The organism is Actinomadura logoneensis (assembly GCF_003428695.1).
GTDB lineage: Bacteria > Actinomycetota > Actinomycetes > Streptosporangiales > Streptosporangiaceae > Spirillospora > Spirillospora logoneensis.
In genome coordinates this window covers 1-17,540 of record NZ_QURH01000192.1, presented here as the reverse complement: position 1 = coordinate 17,540, position 17,540 = coordinate 1, and the positions used below count along the sequence as shown (strand labels likewise).

Here is a 17,540-nt window from a genome sequence, read left to right as displayed (position 1 = left end):
TCGTGGTGTTCGGCAGCGTCGTGGGGGTGTACGGGAACCGGGGGCAGGCCGACTACGCCGCCGCGAACGACGCCTGCGACACCGGCGGACGGCGCTCCGGCGGTGAGGGCGAGCCGCCGATCCCGTTCTGGCTGCGTCCGGTCGATCGGGACGAGTGATGAACCTGTCGGACCGCCAACGGAAGATCGTTTTCGGGGTGCTGGTCGTGGTGCTCGCCGCCGTCGGGGTGTACCTGACGGTGGCGTCGCCGACCCGGCACGAACCGTCCCACCGCACGGCGCGGCCCGCGCCCGTGTCCGGGGGCGGCCCGGCGGCGCCCGCCTCCCCGCCCCAGGGGATCACGGCCCAGGTCAACGCCGGGAACTTCGACATCTACCGGCTGCTGCCGTTCTCCCAGCAGGAGTTCGCGACCGCCGCCGACACCGCGCAGAAGTTCGTCGCCGCCTACGGGACGTACCGGTTCGACGAGCAGCCGGACGCGTACGCGGCGCGGCTGCGGCCGCTGGTCAGCGAGCAGGTCGCGCAGCAGGTCGCGCAGGGGTTCGCGGCGCCGGGCATCCGGCAGCAGCGGCAGCAGGAGCAGACGGTCGCGTCCTGCACCGCGACGCTCGACCAGGTGCGCGACATCGGCAACAACTCCATCATCTTCCTGGTCACCGGGAAGCAGCGGATCACCAAGGCCGGCGGCGGGGGCGACGACAGCAAGCAGTGGGCGGTGACGGTCGCGCGCGACGGCAACGCCCTGAAGGTCTCGGCGTTCGAACCCGCCGACGTCGGCCAGGCCGGCGACACCGGAGGGGGCGGTAGGGGATGACCCGGACCCGGGTGCTGGCCGTCACGGCGCTGGCCGCCGCCGCGGCGCTGTTCGCCTCCCTGATGCTGGTCCCGGTGCTGTTCGGCGCGAGCCAGTTCATGTTCGGCGGGGGCGGCGCGGGCAGCGGCGGCTGCGTCGACACCTCCGGCGCTTCCTCGCAGCCGGACACCTCCGACGACGCGCGCGGCATCCCGGCGAACTACCTGGCGCTGTACCAGGCGGCGGGCAAGAGCTACGGCATCCCGTGGAACATCCTCGCCGGGGTCGGACGGGTCGAGACCGTCCACGGGACGTCGGGGGAGCAGGGCGTCAAGAGCGGCACGAACTACGCGGGCGCGGGCGGCCCGATGCAGTTCCTGAAGTCGACGTTCGACGCGTTCGCGGTGGACGGCGACCACGACGGCAAGAAGAACCTGTACGACCCGGCGGACGCGATCTACACCGCCGCCGCCTACCTCAAGCACAACGGCGCCCCGGAGCGCATGAAGACCGCGATCTTCATGTACAACCACTCCTGGGACTACGTGAACCTCGTCCTCGACTGGGCCGGGAAGTACGCCAACGGCAACTTCAAGGTCGTCCAGTCGAACGGCGTGGACTGCCAGGACGACCAGCTCCCGTCGAACGCGTCCGGGATCATCCGCCAGATCATCGCGTTCGCGATGGCGCAGCGCGGCAAGCGCTACATCTTCGGCGCCGCCGGTCCGGACGCCTGGGACTGCTCCAGCCTGCTGCAGGCGGCCTACAAGTCGGTGGGGCTCAGCATCCCGCGCACGACGTTCGAGCAGTGGCCGTTCGGCCAGAAGATCCCCAAGGGGCAGGAGCAGCCGGGCGACCTGGTCTTCTTCAACTCCGGTCCGGGCACGTCCTCGGACAACCCCGGCCACGTCGGCATGGTCATCGGCAAGAACCGCATGGTCGTGGCGCGCTGCTCCGCGTGCGTCCCGAACATCGGCGTCACCCCCTACAACCGGGGCGACTGGATCGGGGTCACCCGCCCGCTCGCGACCAAGCAGCTGAAGACGCAGCTCGCCCGCCTGACGTCCGCCGGCCAGCCCGGCGGCTGACGCCTCCCGCCGGACGCCCCGGCGGCCGGCGGCCGTTCCGTGCGGGCGCCGCGGGGTCAGCGGCGGGGGGTGATCGGGTTGAGGACGTCGCGGAGGGCGTCGGCGGCGGCGCGCAGCCGCTCGGTGGGGACCGTCCTGAGGACGTCGTGGTGCGCGGTGCCGCTGGCGACCAGGGCCTCCTCGGTGAGGCGCAGGCCCTGGTCGGTGAGCCGCACCCAGCGGCCCCGGCCGTCGCCCTCGTCGGCGCCGCGTTCGACGTGCCCCGCCTTCTCCAGCCGCTGCAGCACGTTGCTGGTGCCGCCGGAGGTGAGGAACGCCGAGCGGGTGAGGTCGGTCGGGCGCAGCCGGTAGGGGCTCCCCGCGCGGCGCAGGACGGTCAGCACCTCGAACTCGGCGTAGGTCAGGCCGAGGTCGGTGAGCTCGGCGCGGACGGCCTGCTGGACGAGGTTGTTCAGCCGTCCGGCCCGCTTGCCGAGCTCCAGCATCGCGATGATCGTCTCGTTCAGGCCGTCGGCGCGCCAGGTGTCGGCGAGGGAGTCGATGTCGTCGCGGTGGCCGTCCCGATCGTGCTGCACGGAGCCGAGGATACCCTCATCCATATTGCTTTCTAGAAAGCTTCTCTTTAAGCTTTCGGGCATGACAACCCCCCTTCTGATCCAGGGCGGGCTCGTGCTGAGCCCGCGCGTCCTCGGCGTCGCCGACGTGCTCGTCCGGGACGGCGTCATCGCGGCCGTCGGCCCCGGCCTCCCCGTCCCCGACGGCGCGGAGGTGATCGACGCGTCCGGGCGGATCGTGCTGCCCGGCTTCGTGGACACCCACCGGCACATGTGGCAGGGCGCGATCCGCGGCGTCCTCCCGGACACGTCGCTGCACGCCTACCTCGACCGCGTGCTCGGCCGCCTCGGACCGGCGTTCCGCCCCCAGGACGTCTACGCGGGTGTGCTCGGCTCGGCGCTCGAAGCGCTCGACTCCGGCGTCACGACGGTCGTGGACTGGGCGCACGGACCGGTCTCGCCGGAACACACCGACGCGAACGTCCAGGCGCTGCGCGACGCCGGGATCCGCGCGGTGTACGGCTACCGGCACGCCGGGGGCGAGGCGTCCCGCGCCGGCGAGTCCAAGCGCGTCCGCGACGCGTGCGGGGACGGCCTGGTGCGGATGGCCGTGGCCGCCCTCGGCCCCGACTTCGGCGACCTCGACCTCGCCCGCGAGGAGTGGCTGACCGCGCGCGACCTGGACGCGATGATCACCGTCCACATGGGCGGCCACGGCCAGGAGACCGCGCGCGCCGGGCTGGCCTTCCTGGACGAGACCGGGCTCTGGACGCCCGGCACCATGTACGTCCACGCCAACGACTACACCGCCGAGCAGTTCCAGCGCATCGCCGACCACGGCGGCACGGTCGCGGTCTCGCCCGCGATCGAGACCGCGATGGGGTTCAGCCCGCCCGCCACCGGACGCGCCCGCGCCGCGGGCATCCCGACCGGCCTGAGCGCCGACGCGGTGACGAGCACCGGGGGCGACATGTTCAGCCTCATGCGCGCCGCCTACTTCACCGAGCGGGCCCGTCCGGACGGCGCGGGCCTCGGCTTCACGGTGGCGGACGCGCTGCGCATGGCGACGAGCGACGGCGCGCGGGCGGCGGGGCTCGGCGACGTCACCGGGGAGATCGCGCCCGGACGGCAGGCCGACCTGGTCCTGCTGCGCACCGACCTGCCCGGCGTCGCGCCCGTCCACGACCCGGTCGCGGCGGTCGTTCTGTACGCCGACACGCGTGCCGTGGACACCGTGCTGGTCGCCGGACGCGTCGTCAAGCGCGACGGGAACCTGGTCGCGGACGTCCGGTCCGCGCTCGACCGCCTCGCCGAGTCCGCCGCCCACGTGACCCGGACCGCCGCCCCCGCGTAGCCCGAGGACGCGGGCGGGGAAATAGGGGAGTGGCGGGTGGGGGTGGCGTGGCATGCTGGCGGCGTGGACGAGCCGGACATGACACTGGAAATCGCGCCCGAACTCCTCATGTTCCTGCCCGCGGCGCGTCGGCGCGAGCGCCAGCGGGTGGCGTGGGACGGGACGTCGAGCCTGGGACACGTCATCGAGTCCCTCGGCGTCCCGCTGCCCGAGGTCGGGACGCTGACCGCGGACGGCGCGCCCGTCGAACCGGCGCACCGCCCGGCGTCCGGGGCGGTCGTGCGGGTCGGCCCGGTCGCGCGCCCGCAGGAGGTCCCGCTGGAGCCGGGGCAGACCGCGCCGCGCTTCCTGCTGGACGTCCACCTCGGCACGCTCGCCCGGCGGATGCGGCTGATCGGCCTCGACACCGCCTACCACAACGACATGGACGACCCGGAGCTGGTCGTCCAGGCGAACGAGGAGCGGCGCGTCCTGCTCACCCAGGACCGCGGGCTGCTCATGCGGCGCGCGCTGTGGCTCGGCGCGTACGTCCGCAGCTCGCGTCCGGACGACCAGCTCCGCGACCTGCTGGAGCGGTTCGCGCCGGACCTGGCCCCGTGGACGCGCTGCACCGCCTGCAACGGCGTGCTCGTCCCGGTGGACAAGGCCGAGATCGAACGGGAGCTCGCCGAGGGGACGCGCCGCAGCTACGACGCCTACGGGCGCTGCGCCGACTGCGGGCGCGTGTACTGGCGGGGCGCGCACGGCGACCACCTGCGGGAGATCGTGGAGGTCGCGCGGGAGACCGTGGCGCGGGCCCGCGCCGCCACCCCCTCCCGCTGAGCCGCCGCCCGTCCCGCTGAGCCGCCGCCCCGCCGAATCGCCGCCCGTCCCGCTGAGCCGCCGCCCCGCCGAATCGCCGCCCGTATCGGCCGAGCCGCCGCCCCGGGCGAGTGCGGCCCCCGCCCCACGGGACGGTCATGGAGACGGCATGATGACGGTCCATGAGCGTGAGCGTGGTGGTGGGAGCGGCGATCATCTCGGACGGGCGGCTGCTGGCCGCGCAGCGGGCGGCCCCGGCGGAGCTCGCCGGCGGATGGGAGTTCCCGGGCGGCAAGGTCGACCCGGGCGAGTCCGACGAGCAGGCGCTCGTCCGCGAGTGCGAGGAGGAGCTCGGCGTCCGGGTGGCGCTGGGCGAGCGGATCGGCGGCGACTGGCCGCTCGGGCCCGCCGGGACCGTCCTGCGGGTCTGGACCGCGACCGTGGAGTCGGGCGAGCCGAGGGCCCTGGAGCACCTCGCGCTGCGCTGGCTCGCGGCGGACGAGCTCTACACGGTGGAGTGGCTTCCCGGCGACCTGCCGGTCGTCGAGGCGATCGTCCCGCACCTCTCCCGCTGACCCCGGCCGGGGTCCAGGCCACGGGCGGAGAGCAGAGGGCAAAGAGCAGAGGGCAAAGAGCAGAGGGCGGAGAACAGGACGACCGGCGGCCGTCTGGCGGACGCCGGTCGTCGAGGGAAGAGGGACGGGCTACTCGATGCGGTTCGCGCCCGCGAAGTCCGAGCGGTCCGACAGCTTGGAGACCTTCACCACATCGCCGGTCTGCGGGGCGTGGAGGTAAAGGCCGTTGCCCGCGTAGATCCCCATGTGGTGCAGGTTGCCGCCGAAGTAGACCAGGTCGCCCTGGCGCAGCGAGCCGCGGTCCACCTTGTGGCCGAGCTGGAACAGGTCGCCGGTGTAGTGCGGCAGGCCCGGCTTGCCGACCTGGTCGTAGGCCCAGATGACCAGGCCGGAGCAGTCGAAGGTGGTGGGTCCGGCGGCGGCCCAGACGTAGGGCGAGCCGAGCTTGCCGAGGGCCTTGCGCAGCATCTTCTGCGGCAGGCCGCTGCCCCGGACGGTCACGGTGTAGCCGGACGTCGGGTCCTTGGTCCGGGTGATGTTCAGCTTGTCCAGCAGCTTCTGGACCTGGTCGATCTTGCCCTTGGTGGTCTTGCGGGCCGCGTCGGCCTGGTCGGCGGCCTGCTTGACCTTGGCGGTCTGCGCCTGGGCGTCCGACTTGGCCTTGTTGGCCTGGTCGATCAGGGTCTGCAGGCGCTGCACGGCGCCCGCGCGGTTCTGCGCGAGGTAGGCGGTGTCGGACAGTCCGCCGCCGTCGGTGCCGCCGCCCGCGAAGATCACGTCGGGGCCGCCGCCGCTCATGTACTGGTTCGCGGCGACCCGGCCGAGCGCGGCGCGGGCGGGGGCGGCCTGCGCCTCCAGGGCGTCCGCGCGGCGGGTGGCGTCCCGCTCGGCCTTCTGGGCCTTGCCGAGCTCGACGCGGGACTTGTTGTACTGCTCGGTGAGCTTCTCCGCCTCGTCCTGGAGCTGCTGGAGCTGCTTCTTCAGGTCGGACTCGGAGGGCTTGCCGGGGGACGGCGGCGCCTGGGGTGCCCGGGGGGCCGTCGGCGCGGCGTGGGCGGCGCCGGGAGCGGCGACCCCGAGTCCGAGCGCGAGGACGGTGGCGGCCGCGAGTACCACGCGGCGGCGCTGGGGGTCCTTGGCCAAGGCCGGTGTTCTCCTCTTCGTGTGCCGCCTACCGGGTTAGCTGACGGGTTCGGGCCAGGAGTCGCCCTACGCCGCACGGCGCGGCGCCGTCCCGGTTGAGGACGCCCGTGACGTGCGCCGATTCACCCCGGGGTGTGGGTCCCCGGTTCCCTCGCGGGATTCGGCGGTCCGGTCGCAGCCCCTTGGACGGGGCTTCGGCACGGCCGGATCTGCGGGGAAGACTACAAAGGAAGTTCAAAAATGGCCAAACAGTCACGCAAAGTGTCTTATTGGTAGCGGTTGGTGCCGGTGGGGCAGGGGATGGCGGAGGGGCTTCTGAGGCCGGAGTGACGGCGTTTCGGGGCCTCGCGGCGTCTCGGGACGACCAGGCTCCTTTATCCGCCGAGTAAACTGGAGTGGTCGCACGTCTGCGGCCGATCCCGACCTCTCACCCAAGGCGAAACCGCATGCCCTTCTCCACGCGCGACGACCTCCGGAACGTCGCCATTGTCGCCCACGTCGACCACGGCAAGACCACGCTGGTCGACGCCATGCTCTGGCAGTCCGGCGCGTTCCGCGAGAACCAGGACGTGGACGACCGCGTCATGGACTCCAACGACCTGGAGCGTGAGAAGGGCATCACGATCCTGGCCAAGAACACCGCGGTCCGGCACGCCGGGATGACGATCAACATCATCGACACCCCCGGCCACGCCGACTTCGGCGGCGAGGTCGAGCGCGGCCTGTCCATGGTGGACGGCGTCGTCCTGCTGGTGGACGCCAGCGAGGGCCCGCTGCCGCAGACCCGGTTCGTCCTGCGCAAGGCCCTGGAGGCCAAGCTCCCGGTCATCCTGGTCGTGAACAAGACCGACCGCCCCGACGCCCGCATCGACGAGGTCGTGGACGAGACCTACGAGCTGTTCATGGACCTCGACGCCGCCGAGGACCAGATCGACTTCCCGATCGTCTACGCCTCCGGCCGCGCCGGCCGCGCCTCGCTGACCAAGCCCGGCGACGGCGAGCTGCCCGACAGCGAGGACCTCGAGCCGCTGTTCACGGTCATCAAGGAGACCATCCCCGCGCCGTCCTACGACGTGGACGCCCCGCTGCAGGCGCACGTCACCAACCTGGACGCCTCCAGCTACCTCGGCCGGATCGCGCTGTGCCGCGTGCACAACGGCGTGATCAAGAAGGGCCAGCAGGTCGCCTGGTGCCGGCACGACGGCAGCGTCGAGCGGGTCAAGATCACCGAGCTGCTGATGACCGAGGCGCTCACCCGCAAGCCCGCCGACGAGGCCGGGCCGGGCGACATCATCGCGATCGCCGGCATCCCGGAGATCATGATCGGCGACACCATCGCCGACCCGGAGGACCCGCGCCCGCTCCCGCTGATCACCGTGGACGAGCCCGCGATCTCGATGACCCTCGGCACCAACACCTCGCCGCTGGCCGGCCGGGAGAAGGGCACCAAGGTCACCGCACGCCTGGTCAAGGACCGCCTCGACCGCGAGCTGGTCGGCAACGTGTCGCTGAAGGTGCTGCCGACCGAGCGCCCGGACGCCTGGGAGGTGCAGGGCCGCGGTGAGCTGGCGCTCGCCATCCTGGTCGAGAACATGCGCCGCGAGGGCTACGAGCTGACCGTCGGCAAGCCGCAGGTGGTCGCCAAGGAGATCGACGGCAAGAAGCACGAGCCGGTCGAGCGCCTCACCATCGACATCCCCGAGGAGCACCTCGGCGCGGTCACCCAGCTCATGGCCGTCCGCAAGGGCCGCATGGAGCACATGACCAACCACGGCACCGGCTGGATCCGGATGGAGTTCCTGGTCCCGGCGCGCGGCCTGATCGGGTTCCGCACCGAGTTCATGACCGAGACCCGCGGCACCGGCATGGCGCACCACGTCTTCGAGGGCTACGAGCCCTGGTTCGGCGACCTCCGCACCCGTCCGAGCGGCTCGCTGGTCTCCGACCGCGCGGGCGCCGCGACCGGCTACGCCATCCTGAACCTGCAGGAGCGCGGCACCTTCTTCGTCGGCCCGACCACCGAGGTGTACGAGGGCATGATCGTCGGCGAGAACTCGCGCGCCGACGACATGGACGTCAACATCACCAAGGAGAAGCAGAAGACCAACGTCCGCTCCTCCACGGCCGAGACGACCGAGACGCTGACCCCGCCGCGGATCCTCACCCTCGAGGAGAGCCTGGAGTTCATCCGGGACGACGAGTGCGTCGAGGTCACGCCGTCCTTCGTCCGCATCCGCAAGATCGTGCTGGACGCCAAGGAGCGCGAGCGCACGCGCGCCCGCGCCAAGCGCAACGCCGGCTGACGCCGCGGAGCGCCGGCCGCCGCCCCCGGCGTCGGCCGACGACCGGGAGAACGTGAACGGCCCCCGCCGGAAGGCGGGGGCCGTTTCGCTTCGCCGCGACTGCTCCGGGTCGCCGCGGCTGACCCGGGCCAGCGCGGCTGCTCCGGGTCGGCGCGGCTGCTCCGGGCCTCAGGCGGAGACGCGGCCGAGCCGGGTCGCCGCCGGAGCGGGTCAGCCGACGCGGGTCCAGTCGGTGAAGGACGTCGCGGTGCCCGGGGTCGTCGCGCGCATCGTGTGCAGCCGCGCGTCGCCGCCGAACGCCAGGACCACCAGATGGCCCTGCGCGTCGTAGGCGAGGGCGGGTGACCCCATGACGTCCGCCCGCCGCGTGGACCACGCGTACGGGCCGTACGGGGCGTTCTGGACACCAAGGGCGAGCGCGCCGTCGGTCGTCCGCGCCGCCAGGACGGTCCGCCGGCCGCTGCCGGCCGCCGCCGTGCCCTCGAACGTCGCCGGGCCGCCCAGCGCGTCGGGGCGCATGCCGTTGTCGGCCTGCGTCACCGTCGCGCCCGCCCCGCCGGCCGCCGCCGTGCCCTCGAACGTCGCCGGGCCGCCCAGCGCGTCGGGGCGCATGCCGTTGTCGGCCTGCGTCACCGTCGCGCCCGCCCCGGCGGACGGGTAGTAGACGCGGGCCGCGCCCGTCGCGTCCACGGCCGCCGTCAGCGGCCCGGCGGGCTGGCCGCCGACGCCGCCGGCCACGCGGACGAACGGCTCCCCGGGGCTCTGCTGCCGCCACTGCGCGACGCCCGTGTCGGTCGGCGCGAACACCGAGACCCGGCCGGACGCGTCGGCGACGGCGGCGACGCCGTCCCGCACGCCCTTGGCGGCCAGGTGCGTCCAGTCGTCCTCCCAGGCGTTCCCGCGCCGCGTCTTCACGCTCACGCCGCCGGCCAGGTCGCGGACCGCCACCGTCAGCTCCCCGCCCGGCCCGACCGCGGCGGCGGGCGAGCCGACCGTCAGCCCCGCGCCGGGGTCGGGGTTGCCGAGCGACCACCAGCCCGTCCAGCCGCCGGACGGCTTCTGCGAGGCCGTCACGATCGCGTCGTCGGACATCCGCAGGGCGAACAGGTGCAGCAGTCCCCGCTGGTCCCGGACGGCCGTCACGTACGGGGCGAGGCCCGCGCCGGGGACGAACGCCGGGCCGGTCCAGGGGCCGCCGGGCCGGGCCTGCTGCCACTGCGCGACCCGGTCGCCCAGCACGCCGAACGCGTTGAGCCGCTTCGCGCCGTCCAGGAGCGCCCAGTTCGTTCCGTTCGTCCAGCGGGTGTACTGGCGCGCGTAGAACAGGGTGTAGAAGGTCGGGTTGTTCGGGTTCGGCCCGGGGTCGTTGACGCCCTGCGGGCCGAGGTAGGTCAGGAACAACTGCCGCTTCGCGGGCGTCACCGTGCCCAGGTTCGGCGGCGACGACCGGACGTTGTAGTCCCGGTAGTACCGCACCAGGACGCTCCCGTCCCGCTGCGGACCGGCGTACCGCGCCGCCGCGTCGGCGACCAGGCGGCCCGCGCCCCGGTGGTCGGTGTGGTCGCCCATCGTCGTCACGACGTGCGTGAACTTCCCCTTGACCGGCGGCGACTTCGGGTCCTGCGCCATCACGACGGTCGGGCCGAAGCGCTGCATGAGCCAGGTCAGGGCGTCCTCGAGCTGCCGCCGGTCGAACCGCTGCCGGACGTACCGGGGGTCGCAGCCGGGGCCGTCGGTGTGTTCCGAGCCCAGCGTCGTGGCCGCGCCGAGGCCGTGGGAGAGCTTCTCCAGCGACGACGTGCGCAGCATCGCGGGCTTGTCGCCGGCCTCGTGCAGCCGGAAGAAGACGAGCCGGATGTTGGCGGCGCTGTTCAGCGTGTCCAGTTCGACGAGCTGCCCGCCGGGCAGCCGCAGCGGCGTCCGCGTCCACAGGTTCGGCAGCCGCGCGTTCCGCGCCCACGCGGCGCGCGCGCCGTCCTCGCGGTGCCGGCCGTACACGCAGCGGTTGCGGTACTGGCGTCCGGTGGCCTCGCCGCTGGTCAGGTACACGGTCGTCGAGTCGGTCGCCGCGGACCGGATCATGTCCGGGTAGAAGAACAGCGAGTCGTCGTCCTGGTGCGCGACGAACTGCATGAAGCGGCCGCCCGAGCCCGACCAGTGCCCGCCCGTCCCGCCCGCGGGCACGGCCGCGGCCGGCTCCTTCCCGGTCGGGGGACGGACGCCGTCGGCGAACACGCGGCCCGCCCGGTCCGCCACCTTCCCGCGCGCGGCGGTGTGCGTGCCGCGGCCGTCCGGGAACACCGCCACCAGCGACGACATCGCACCGAGCGCGCCCAGGGCGAATATCGCCTCGACCGCACGGACTCCCCGCTTCAAGCGACCTCCCGGCCGTTCCGCGGCGCACCGGGCCGGATCGTGGCGGCCCCGTGACACCGAGTTATGCAATTGGCGACAAACGCGCACATTGGATGATGCACGAACTCATCGTCAGGTTGAGCTGCTCAGGTCACGAAAAGACAACGGCGGCCCGGAAACTCCGGACCGCCGCTGTTCTGTTACAGATCGCGCACTATCGGACGGACACGGGGGTGCCCTTCAGGGGCGAGTCGTAGTAGTGGGTCTTGTCGCCCTTGTAGAGGAAGCCGAAGGTGGCGTTCTTGTAGAGGCGCACGCGACCGCTGAAGTGGCCCTTCGCGTCGGTCTTCGGGGCCGCGAACCACTCCCAGTGGTTCACTCCCTTGACCTTGATGAGCAGGTAGACGCGCTGGCCCTTGAACGGCACGTACTTACCGGGCTTCACGTCCTGCTTGAGCGTCCCGCTGACGTAGACATAGCCGCCCTTGCGGACCGTCCGCGGGGTGACCTTCCAGCCGAAGACCATCGCGTTGATGCGCTTGTCGAGGACCTTCGGGCTGGTGGACGGCGCGAGCGTCGGGTCTCCGGGGAAGCGGACCCGGTAGTAGCCGTGCGCGCAGTTGGCGGTCAGCTTGCTGGAGAACGCGCCTCCGGCCTTGGTGACGAGGGGCTTCTGGCCGCTCTGCGGCTTGATCGTCAGCCACTTGTGCTGCTGGAGCGAGTAGCACTCCGCCGTCAGCCACTTGCCGGCCGGGACGGTGCCCTTGACGGCGGTGAGCTTGCCGGAGATGGTCAGCCCGGCGTTCGCCGTGGTGGACATCCCGAAGGTGACCGCGGTCGGGGTCCTGGCGGCGGCGTTGGCGGACGCCGGGGCGGCCACCAGGCCGACGGCGACGGCGGCGGTGCTCGCGAAGAGCAGAGACTTGCGCATTGACATCACTTTCATTGAGGGGAATGGAGTCGGCGTGACCGGCCAGGTCACGTGGTGACCCGCGTCGCCATGGAACGTGGGGCGGCATGGAACGGCTTGGCCTCCACGCCGACGTTGATTCGGGTGCGGAAGTGGTCTTTCGCGCCCGATTCATGGTTGAGATGCCGTGCCAGAGCGGCATGTCATTCAGGCGGTCGCCGCCCGTGAAGCGGTATTCGATGGACACGCGACGGCCTTTGAAGCCCTTCCGAGAGCCTCGTGGCCGCGCCGACCGCTCAGGGGTTGATGCGCATGGACCTCCTTTCCGGAGTGATGCGAGCCGCTTTTTGGCACACATTCACTGACGCCGCCGGTTCGGGGGGAGTTTGCGCGTAGATGATCACGAAAGGACAACGGCGGCCCGGAGGGTTCCGGGCCGCCGTGGCGGTGGTTCGCGGAGCGCGAGGGGCGGGGCTCAGTTGAGCATGACGTTGCCCGCCACGTCGGCGGCGAGCCGGAGCTGGTCGCCGTCGCGGAGCGGGGCGTCCACCCGCGGGGGGAGGCGCTCGCCGTTGACGAAGGTGCCGTTCGTGGAGCCCTCGTCGCGGACCCACGCGGTGCCCTGCTGGTCGAGCCAGACCGTCGAGTGCCGCCGCGAGACGTTGTCGTAGGGCGTGAACGTCGACGCGACGGGGGACTGGCCCGCGTCCCGTCCGAGCACCAGGCTCTGCCCGGCCGCGACCTTCAGCTCGCCCGTCGGGAACTGCACCCGCAGCGTCGGCGCGCCCTTGCCCGGCAGCGGACGCAGGCACGAGTCGCACTGCGCGGCGGCCGGGTTGGCCAGCACCGCCTCGCAGTAGGGGCACATCATCGCCGTGCTGTCGGGACGGCGACCGCCCTGGGCCTCCGGCGGCAGGAGCGTCTGCTCCCGGCCGTGCGGGTGCATCGGCTGGCCGCCGGGACCGGGCGGCTGGCCGTAACCGGGCTGCGGCGCGCCCCACGGGTCCTGGGGAGCGGCGGGCGGGGGAGCGCCCCACGGGTCCTGCGGCGGAGCGGGCGGCTGCCCGTAGTCGGGCGCGCCGCCGTGCTGCGGCGGCTGGCCGTAGTCGGGCGCGCCGCCGTGCTGCGGCGGCTGGCCGTAGTCGGGCTGGCCGCCGTGCTGACCACCGTGCTGAGGCTGGCCGTAGTCAGGCTGGCCGCCGTGCTGAGGCTGGCCGTAGTCAGGCTGGCCGCCGCGACCGTAGTCGGGCTGCCCGCCGTGCTGCGGGGGCTGCCCGTAGTCCGGCTGCTGCCCGTAGTCGGGCTGGCCGCCGTGCTGGCCGCCACCGGGCGGCTGCGGGGGCTGCTGGCCGTAGCCGCCCTGCGCCGGGGGACCCCACGGGTCGGCGGGCTGCTGGGGCGGCGGGCCCCACGGGTCCGGCTGCTGCTGGCGCTGCGGCTGGCCGTAGTCGGGCTGCTGCCCGTAGTCGGGCTGGCCGCCCTGCTGGTACGGGGGCTGCCCGCCCTGCGGGGGCTGGCCGTAACCGCCCTGCTGCCCGTACGGCGAAGGGCCGCCGTGCTGGCCGCCGGGCTGACCGCCGTGCTGACCGCCGGGCTGACCGCCGTGCTGACCGCCCTGAGGGCCGCCGTGCGAACCGGGCTGGCCGGGCGCGGGGGGCGGCGGGGTGCGGGGCGGGGCCTGGTCGCCGTAGCCCTGGCCGCCGGCGTGCTGGTGCGGCTGCTGGGCGCCCGGACGGGCCAGGTTCGCGCCGCAGCTCAGGCACAGCAGATCTCCCGGCTGTACCGATTCATTGCAGTATGGGCAGTTCATGGTCTCCATGACACATCCCCCGCGCGCACTCCGGCCTGTTCCAGCGTCGATGTGAGGTGATCGAGGTCACCTCGTCGCGGGATCCCGATGTAGTACACCCGCCTTCCCTCCGGCCCCTCGTCCACGGACACCTGCATGCGGGGCGTGTCGTCCCGGTTCGTTTCGTTCCCGGCCGCCTCGGCGTAACGCCGCCGCCCGAGCTCGGACAGCGGCACCACGCGTTGGTTGGCCGACCCCCTCCAGAGTAGGGACCCCGCCGAGGAGTGTCGCCCCTCCGGATTGAGCCGGTCGACGTACGGCCCCGTGATGACGGCGTCGCACCTGTTCAGGATCTCGCGGGCCGCGAGGGAGCGCGAGAGCCGTGTGTAGACATATCCGCTGTAGATGAGAATGTCCAACGGAATGCTCTCATGGCCGCGCTCACGCTGCCAGGCGCGGACGCCGGAGACCAGTTCCAGCACCGCCTCCGGCTGCTGGAAGGGCTCGCCGCCGGAGATCGTGACGCCCTCCAGCGGTTCGGGCAGCGAGCGCAGCCAGCCGAGGACGGCCTCCACGGGGACGGCCTTGGCGGGGTCGGCGTCCCACGTGTCGCGGGACACACAGCCCGTGCAGTGCAGCGTGCAGCCCTGCGTCCAGATGCCCGCCCGCGTCCCGGGGCCGAGCGTGGTCACCGGGTAGTGCGCCTTGGCCAGCAGGAGATCGGTCACGCCCCGGCCCTCACGGCTTGGTCCTCACGGTCTGCTCCTCATGGCCCGGTCCCCATGCCCGGGCGGCACGTCGCCGTGCCCGCGGCTCACGAGATGTCCAGGTGGACGATGCTGCCCTCGCGGCGGACGCCGACCACGGTGATCTCCTCGTTCGGGGAGAGGTCGCGGTCGAACAGCGCGCGGGCCAGCGGGTTCACGAAGGAGGACTCCAGCGCCATGCCGATGCCCCGCCCGCCCTTGTCCAGCTCCGCGGTGCACCACTCGCGCAGCGTGCCGAGCGGTTCGCGCTTCACCGTCAGGACGAGCCGGTGCTCCTCGGCGACCCGACGGCAGATGTTGGCGAACTGGAGGTCGAAGATCCGGTCCGCGGCCTCCGCGCCGATGAAGTCGAACACCACGATGTTGTCGCCGAACCGGTTGAGCAGCTCGGGCCGGTTCAGCACCTCGGTGAAGTGGTCGGCGACCGCGCCCTTGATGCGCTGCTCGACGTCCTCGTACGGCATGCCCGGGACCACGTTGCGGACCCGGCCCGCCGCGCCGCCGCCGGTCGGGTCGTGCGCCGGGACGAACATCCCCAGGTTCGAGGTGAAGATCAGGATCGCCTCGGAGAAGTGGACGGTGTTGCCGCGCCCGTCGGTGAGCCGCCCGTCCTCCAGGATCTGCAGGAACTTGTCCAGGATGCGCGGGTGCGCCTTCTCGATCTCGTCGAACAGGATCACCCGGAACGGGTCCTCCCGGACGGCGTTGGTCAGCTCGCCGCCCGCCTCGTGCCCGACGTACCCGGGCGGCGAGCCGATCAGCCGGTCCCCGGAGCCCTCGCCGGAGAACTCGCTCATGTCGAAGCGCAGGTAGGCCGACTCGTCCCCGAACACCAGCTCGGTGATCGCCTTGGCCAGCTCGGTCTTGCCGACGCCGGTCGGCCCGGCGAAGAACAGCACGCCGCGCGGGCGCGAGCCCGACCGGGTCGCCTGCGCGCCGGACAGCCCGAGCACCGCGCGCTTGAGGATGTCGAGGGTCTTGGTGACCGCCTGCGGCTGCCCGATCACCCGCTCCGGGACGCGCTTCTCGCCCTCCAGGACGCGGCGGCGCAGGTGGCCGCGGCTCCACGGGTTGTCCAGCACGCCGAGCTTGTAGGTGCGGACGGCGTCCGGCAGGTCGGTGAGCGAGACGTTGCGCTCCTTGGCCAGCCGGGTCACCTCGATCATCGACTGCAGGGTCAGGCCGTCCGCCTGCTCGGCGAACGCGTCGCACGCCCGCGCGGCGGCCTCGTCCGCGCCGACGTCGGTCACCCCGAACGCGCGGGCCAGCAGCCGCGCGGTCTCCTGCCGGTCGCCCAGGTGCGGGCGCGGGATGGTGATCTCGCGGACGTTCTCGTTCTCGGCGGTGAGCCACGGCGGCAGGTCGCCCGGCCGGTCCACCAGCCAGAGCACCGGGTTGTACAGCGGCTTCGGCCGCTGGCCGCCCGCGACCCGCACCGGACGGGCCGTCCGCGACAGCTTCGCGCAGTACCGGAAGAAGTCGCGCTCGGCGGGCTCCAGGTCGGTCGGCGTCCGCGCGATCCGGGACGCCGAGTCGATCACGAACGCCGCCCGGACGTCCTCGACGGGGCGCGCGACCGCCGCCAGGTGCCGGGTCAGCGCCTCCAGGGACGGCTTGTCGTCGGGCTTGACCCGGCCGAGCAGCCGCTGCGCCTCGTCGGCCGCCGTCGGCGGATGGATCTGGATGCCGTCCACGGCGTCGTACACGACCATGAACGCGTAGCCGCTGGACCGCAGCGACTCCCACAGCAGGTCGCGCAGCGGCAGCAGCCGCGCCGGGGCGGCGCCGTCCCCGGGGGCGAGGAAGCTGTCGTACAGGTTCCCCGACAGGACGTACTGGGAGTGGACCGCCAGCGTCGCGTCCAGCTCGCGGATGAACGGCGGCCATCCCGGCAGCCGGCCGCCGAGGGTGGGGGACTCGATACTCAACGTTCACTTCTTCCGGTCGTCGTCGGCGCGGTCGCCACGGTCGTGCTCCGGGGCGGGCGTCTCCAGGGCGGTCGTCTCCAGACGACCATTGTCAGGCGGCCGTTCCCGGGCGGCCATTCTCCAAGCGGCCGTTCTCCCGGCGGCCGTTCTCCGGGCGGTCATTCTCCCGGCGGTCATTCTCCAGGGCGGCGCTCCCTCGCCCGCGCGCGGGCGGCCCGGGTTCCGGTCTGCCGCCCCTCGGCGCGCACCGGGAGCCGCTCCACGCCGGGGGCGAGCCGCCAGGTCACGTCCGAACCGATCCCCGCGTCCCGGAGCCGCTCGCGCGCCTCCTCGAACGCGTCGCACCACTCCTGCTCGCGCTCCACGTCCACGCGCCGGTCGTTCTCGCTGAGGACGGGCGTCGCGCGCATCATCTTCGCACGCAGCTTCGCCTCGCCGTCCAGCCGCATCCGGACGCTGTGGTCGGGCCAGTCGCCCCGGGACAGCACGAGCGAGCCGTCGTCGGCCGTCACGGTCTCGAAGCTCTGCTGGACCTCGTAGCCGAGATCCTCGAACGCCCGGGTCACGGCGGACAGGACGTACCGCCGCTCGGCCTCGGCCTGCTCGCGCGCGTCCCGCCGCTCCTGCTCGCGGCGCGCCTCCTCGCGGCGCGCGCGGGCGTTCTCGTTCGCCTTCTGGACGCGCAGCCGCACCTCGGTCAGGACGGTCTCGGCGTCGTATTCCGCGCCGGGCCCGGCGAGCAGCCGCGCGGCCTCGACGACGTCGCGGCGGTCCTGCTCGGTCGTGTCCGGCAGCAGCCGGGCGAGGACGCGTTCCAGCGCCTCGTCGATGCGCGCGGGCACCGCGTCCGCTGCGGAGGCCGCGTGCGTCGCGGAGGCCGCGTGCGGATCGGGCGTCGCGGACGAGGTGTCGCTGGTCAGCGCCTCGGCGGTGAAGATCTGCGTGCCGATGTCGGTGGCGATCCGCCGGGAGAGGGCGGCCTCGGCCTCGTCCAGCGCGGCGTCGGCGCGGGCGCACCACGCGGTCAGTTCGTCCGCCGCGTCGTCGCCGCTCGGCGCGAGCGGGTCGGGCAGGCCCTCGGCGCCCAGTTCCGCGAGCGCCCGGATGCGCGCGTTGCGCTCCACGACCTCCCGCACCGCGCGCTCCAGGTCCCGCACCTCGGCGAGGCGGCGGCCCCGCG

General features: G+C 73.2%; 15 protein-coding genes and 1 riboswitch. Of the genes, 7 read left to right on the top strand and 8 right to left on the bottom strand.

The genetic code is table 11. The features are described 5' to 3' along the window. Positions 1 to 2 precede the first annotated feature (2 nt). The 3 genes from DZF91_RS43105 to DZF91_RS10335 are packed head-to-tail and all read left to right on the top strand — an operon-like array spanning position 3 to position 1,881. Positions 3 to 158, top strand: a complete 156-nt coding sequence (locus tag DZF91_RS43105) for a KR domain-containing protein (RefSeq protein WP_407920901.1) — start codon at positions 3 to 5, stop codon at positions 156 to 158. After that, a complete protein-coding gene (locus DZF91_RS10340) occupies positions 158 to 814 on the top strand; it encodes a hypothetical protein (RefSeq protein WP_117357258.1) in 657 nt (218 codons plus the stop codon). Before DZF91_RS43105 ends, DZF91_RS10340 begins: the two co-directional genes overlap by 1 nt. Beyond that, a complete protein-coding gene (locus tag DZF91_RS10335) occupies positions 811 to 1,881 on the top strand; it encodes a C40 family peptidase (protein ID WP_117357257.1) in 1,071 nt (356 codons plus the stop codon). Before DZF91_RS10340 ends, DZF91_RS10335 begins: the two co-directional genes overlap by 4 nt. Positions 1,882 to 1,937: 56 nt before the next feature. Here the strand turns inward: DZF91_RS10335 and DZF91_RS10330 are convergent, their stop codons facing one another. After that, a complete protein-coding gene (locus tag DZF91_RS10330; RefSeq protein WP_158587900.1) occupies positions 1,938 to 2,456 on the bottom strand; it encodes a MarR family winged helix-turn-helix transcriptional regulator in 519 nt (172 codons plus the stop codon). Between the two features lie 61 nt (positions 2,457 to 2,517). Here DZF91_RS10330 and DZF91_RS10325 point away from each other — a divergent pair, with 61 nt between their 5' ends. The 3 genes from DZF91_RS10325 to DZF91_RS10315 all read left to right on the top strand — a co-directional run bounded on the left by DZF91_RS10325 (position 2,518) and on the right by DZF91_RS10315 (position 5,165). Next, complete coding sequence (locus DZF91_RS10325; RefSeq protein WP_117357255.1) at positions 2,518 to 3,789, top strand: amidohydrolase family protein; 1,272 nt, start codon at positions 2,518 to 2,520, stop codon at positions 3,787 to 3,789. 78 nt (positions 3,790 to 3,867) lie between these two features. Beyond that, positions 3,868 to 4,611: a Mut7-C RNAse domain-containing protein gene (locus DZF91_RS10320; RefSeq protein ID WP_117357260.1), complete on the top strand. Its 744-nt coding sequence runs from the start codon at positions 3,868 to 3,870 to the stop codon at positions 4,609 to 4,611. A gap of 161 nt (positions 4,612 to 4,772) precedes the next feature. Further along, the gene (locus tag DZF91_RS10315) at positions 4,773 to 5,165 is read left to right on the top strand and encodes a (deoxy)nucleoside triphosphate pyrophosphohydrolase (protein WP_117357254.1); all 393 of its coding nucleotides are present in this window, start codon (positions 4,773 to 4,775) and stop codon (positions 5,163 to 5,165) included. 129 nt (positions 5,166 to 5,294) lie between these two features. On the opposite strand, the gene DZF91_RS10310 is transcribed toward DZF91_RS10315, so the two are convergent. Further along, positions 5,295 to 6,308, bottom strand: coding sequence for a C40 family peptidase (locus DZF91_RS10310; protein ID WP_117357253.1), 1,014 nt, complete (start codon positions 6,306 to 6,308; stop codon positions 5,295 to 5,297). 8 nt (positions 6,309 to 6,316) lie between these two features. Then, a riboswitch (cyclic di-AMP (ydaO/yuaA leader) is annotated at positions 6,317 to 6,484 on the bottom strand. Positions 6,485 to 6,754: 270 nt separating this feature from the next. Here DZF91_RS10310 and typA point away from each other — a divergent pair. Then, on the top strand, positions 6,755 to 8,611 hold the full coding sequence (gene typA, locus DZF91_RS10305) for a translational GTPase TypA (protein WP_117357252.1): 1,857 nt from the start codon (positions 6,755 to 6,757) through the stop codon (positions 8,609 to 8,611). A 210-nt stretch (positions 8,612 to 8,821) separates the two neighbouring features. Here typA and DZF91_RS10300 read toward each other — a convergent pair whose 3' ends face one another. From DZF91_RS10300 to DZF91_RS39640, 6 genes are all read right to left on the bottom strand, one after another. Then, positions 8,822 to 10,987 (bottom strand): PIG-L family deacetylase, encoded by a 2,166-nt coding sequence (locus DZF91_RS10300; RefSeq protein WP_117357251.1) that lies wholly within the window; start codon positions 10,985 to 10,987, stop codon positions 8,822 to 8,824. A gap of 193 nt (positions 10,988 to 11,180) precedes the next feature. Then, positions 11,181 to 11,897 carry a hypothetical protein gene (locus tag DZF91_RS10295; RefSeq protein ID WP_117357250.1) on the bottom strand — a complete coding sequence of 239 codons (717 nt, stop codon included), beginning with the start codon at positions 11,895 to 11,897 and terminating at the stop codon, positions 11,181 to 11,183. A 454-nt stretch (positions 11,898 to 12,351) separates the two neighbouring features. Beyond that, complete coding sequence (locus tag DZF91_RS38850) at positions 12,352 to 13,686, bottom strand: FHA domain-containing protein (RefSeq protein WP_147341089.1); 1,335 nt, start codon at positions 13,684 to 13,686, stop codon at positions 12,352 to 12,354. After that, positions 13,683 to 14,393, bottom strand: coding sequence for a 4Fe-4S single cluster domain-containing protein (locus tag DZF91_RS10280; protein ID WP_117357247.1), 711 nt, complete (start codon positions 14,391 to 14,393; stop codon positions 13,683 to 13,685). Before DZF91_RS10280 ends, DZF91_RS38850 begins: the two co-directional genes overlap by 4 nt. An 86-nt stretch (positions 14,394 to 14,479) precedes the next feature. Then, positions 14,480 to 16,360 (bottom strand): AAA family ATPase, encoded by a 1,881-nt coding sequence (locus DZF91_RS10275; protein WP_117357246.1) that lies wholly within the window; start codon positions 16,358 to 16,360, stop codon positions 14,480 to 14,482. A 173-nt stretch (positions 16,361 to 16,533) separates the two neighbouring features. After that, positions 16,534 to 17,540: response regulator receiver protein (locus tag DZF91_RS39640; protein ID WP_117357245.1), on the bottom strand; the 1,007-nt coding region annotated here is incomplete at its 5' end.

What these genes read in the sequence shown, in the direction of transcription:
- DZF91_RS10340 (WP_117357258.1), top strand. Translation starts at nt 158, where the DNA reads ATGAACCTGTCGGACCGCCAACGGAAGATCGTTTTCGGGGTGCTGGTC.
- DZF91_RS10335 (WP_117357257.1), top strand. Translation starts at nt 811, where the DNA reads ATGACCCGGACCCGGGTGCTGGCCGTCACGGCGCTGGCCGCCGCCGCG.
- DZF91_RS10325 (WP_117357255.1), top strand. Translation starts at nt 2,518, where the DNA reads ATGACAACCCCCCTTCTGATCCAGGGCGGGCTCGTGCTGAGCCCGCGC.
- DZF91_RS10320 (WP_117357260.1), top strand. Translation starts at nt 3,868, where the DNA reads ATGACACTGGAAATCGCGCCCGAACTCCTCATGTTCCTGCCCGCGGCG.
- DZF91_RS10315 (WP_117357254.1), top strand. Translation starts at nt 4,773, where the DNA reads ATGAGCGTGAGCGTGGTGGTGGGAGCGGCGATCATCTCGGACGGGCGG.
- typA (WP_117357252.1), top strand. Translation starts at nt 6,755, where the DNA reads ATGCCCTTCTCCACGCGCGACGACCTCCGGAACGTCGCCATTGTCGCC.
- DZF91_RS10295 (WP_117357250.1), bottom strand. Translation starts at nt 11,897, where the DNA reads ATGCGCAAGTCTCTGCTCTTCGCGAGCACCGCCGCCGTCGCCGTCGGC.
- DZF91_RS38850 (WP_147341089.1), bottom strand. Translation starts at nt 13,686, where the DNA reads ATGAACTGCCCATACTGCAATGAATCGGTACAGCCGGGAGATCTGCTG.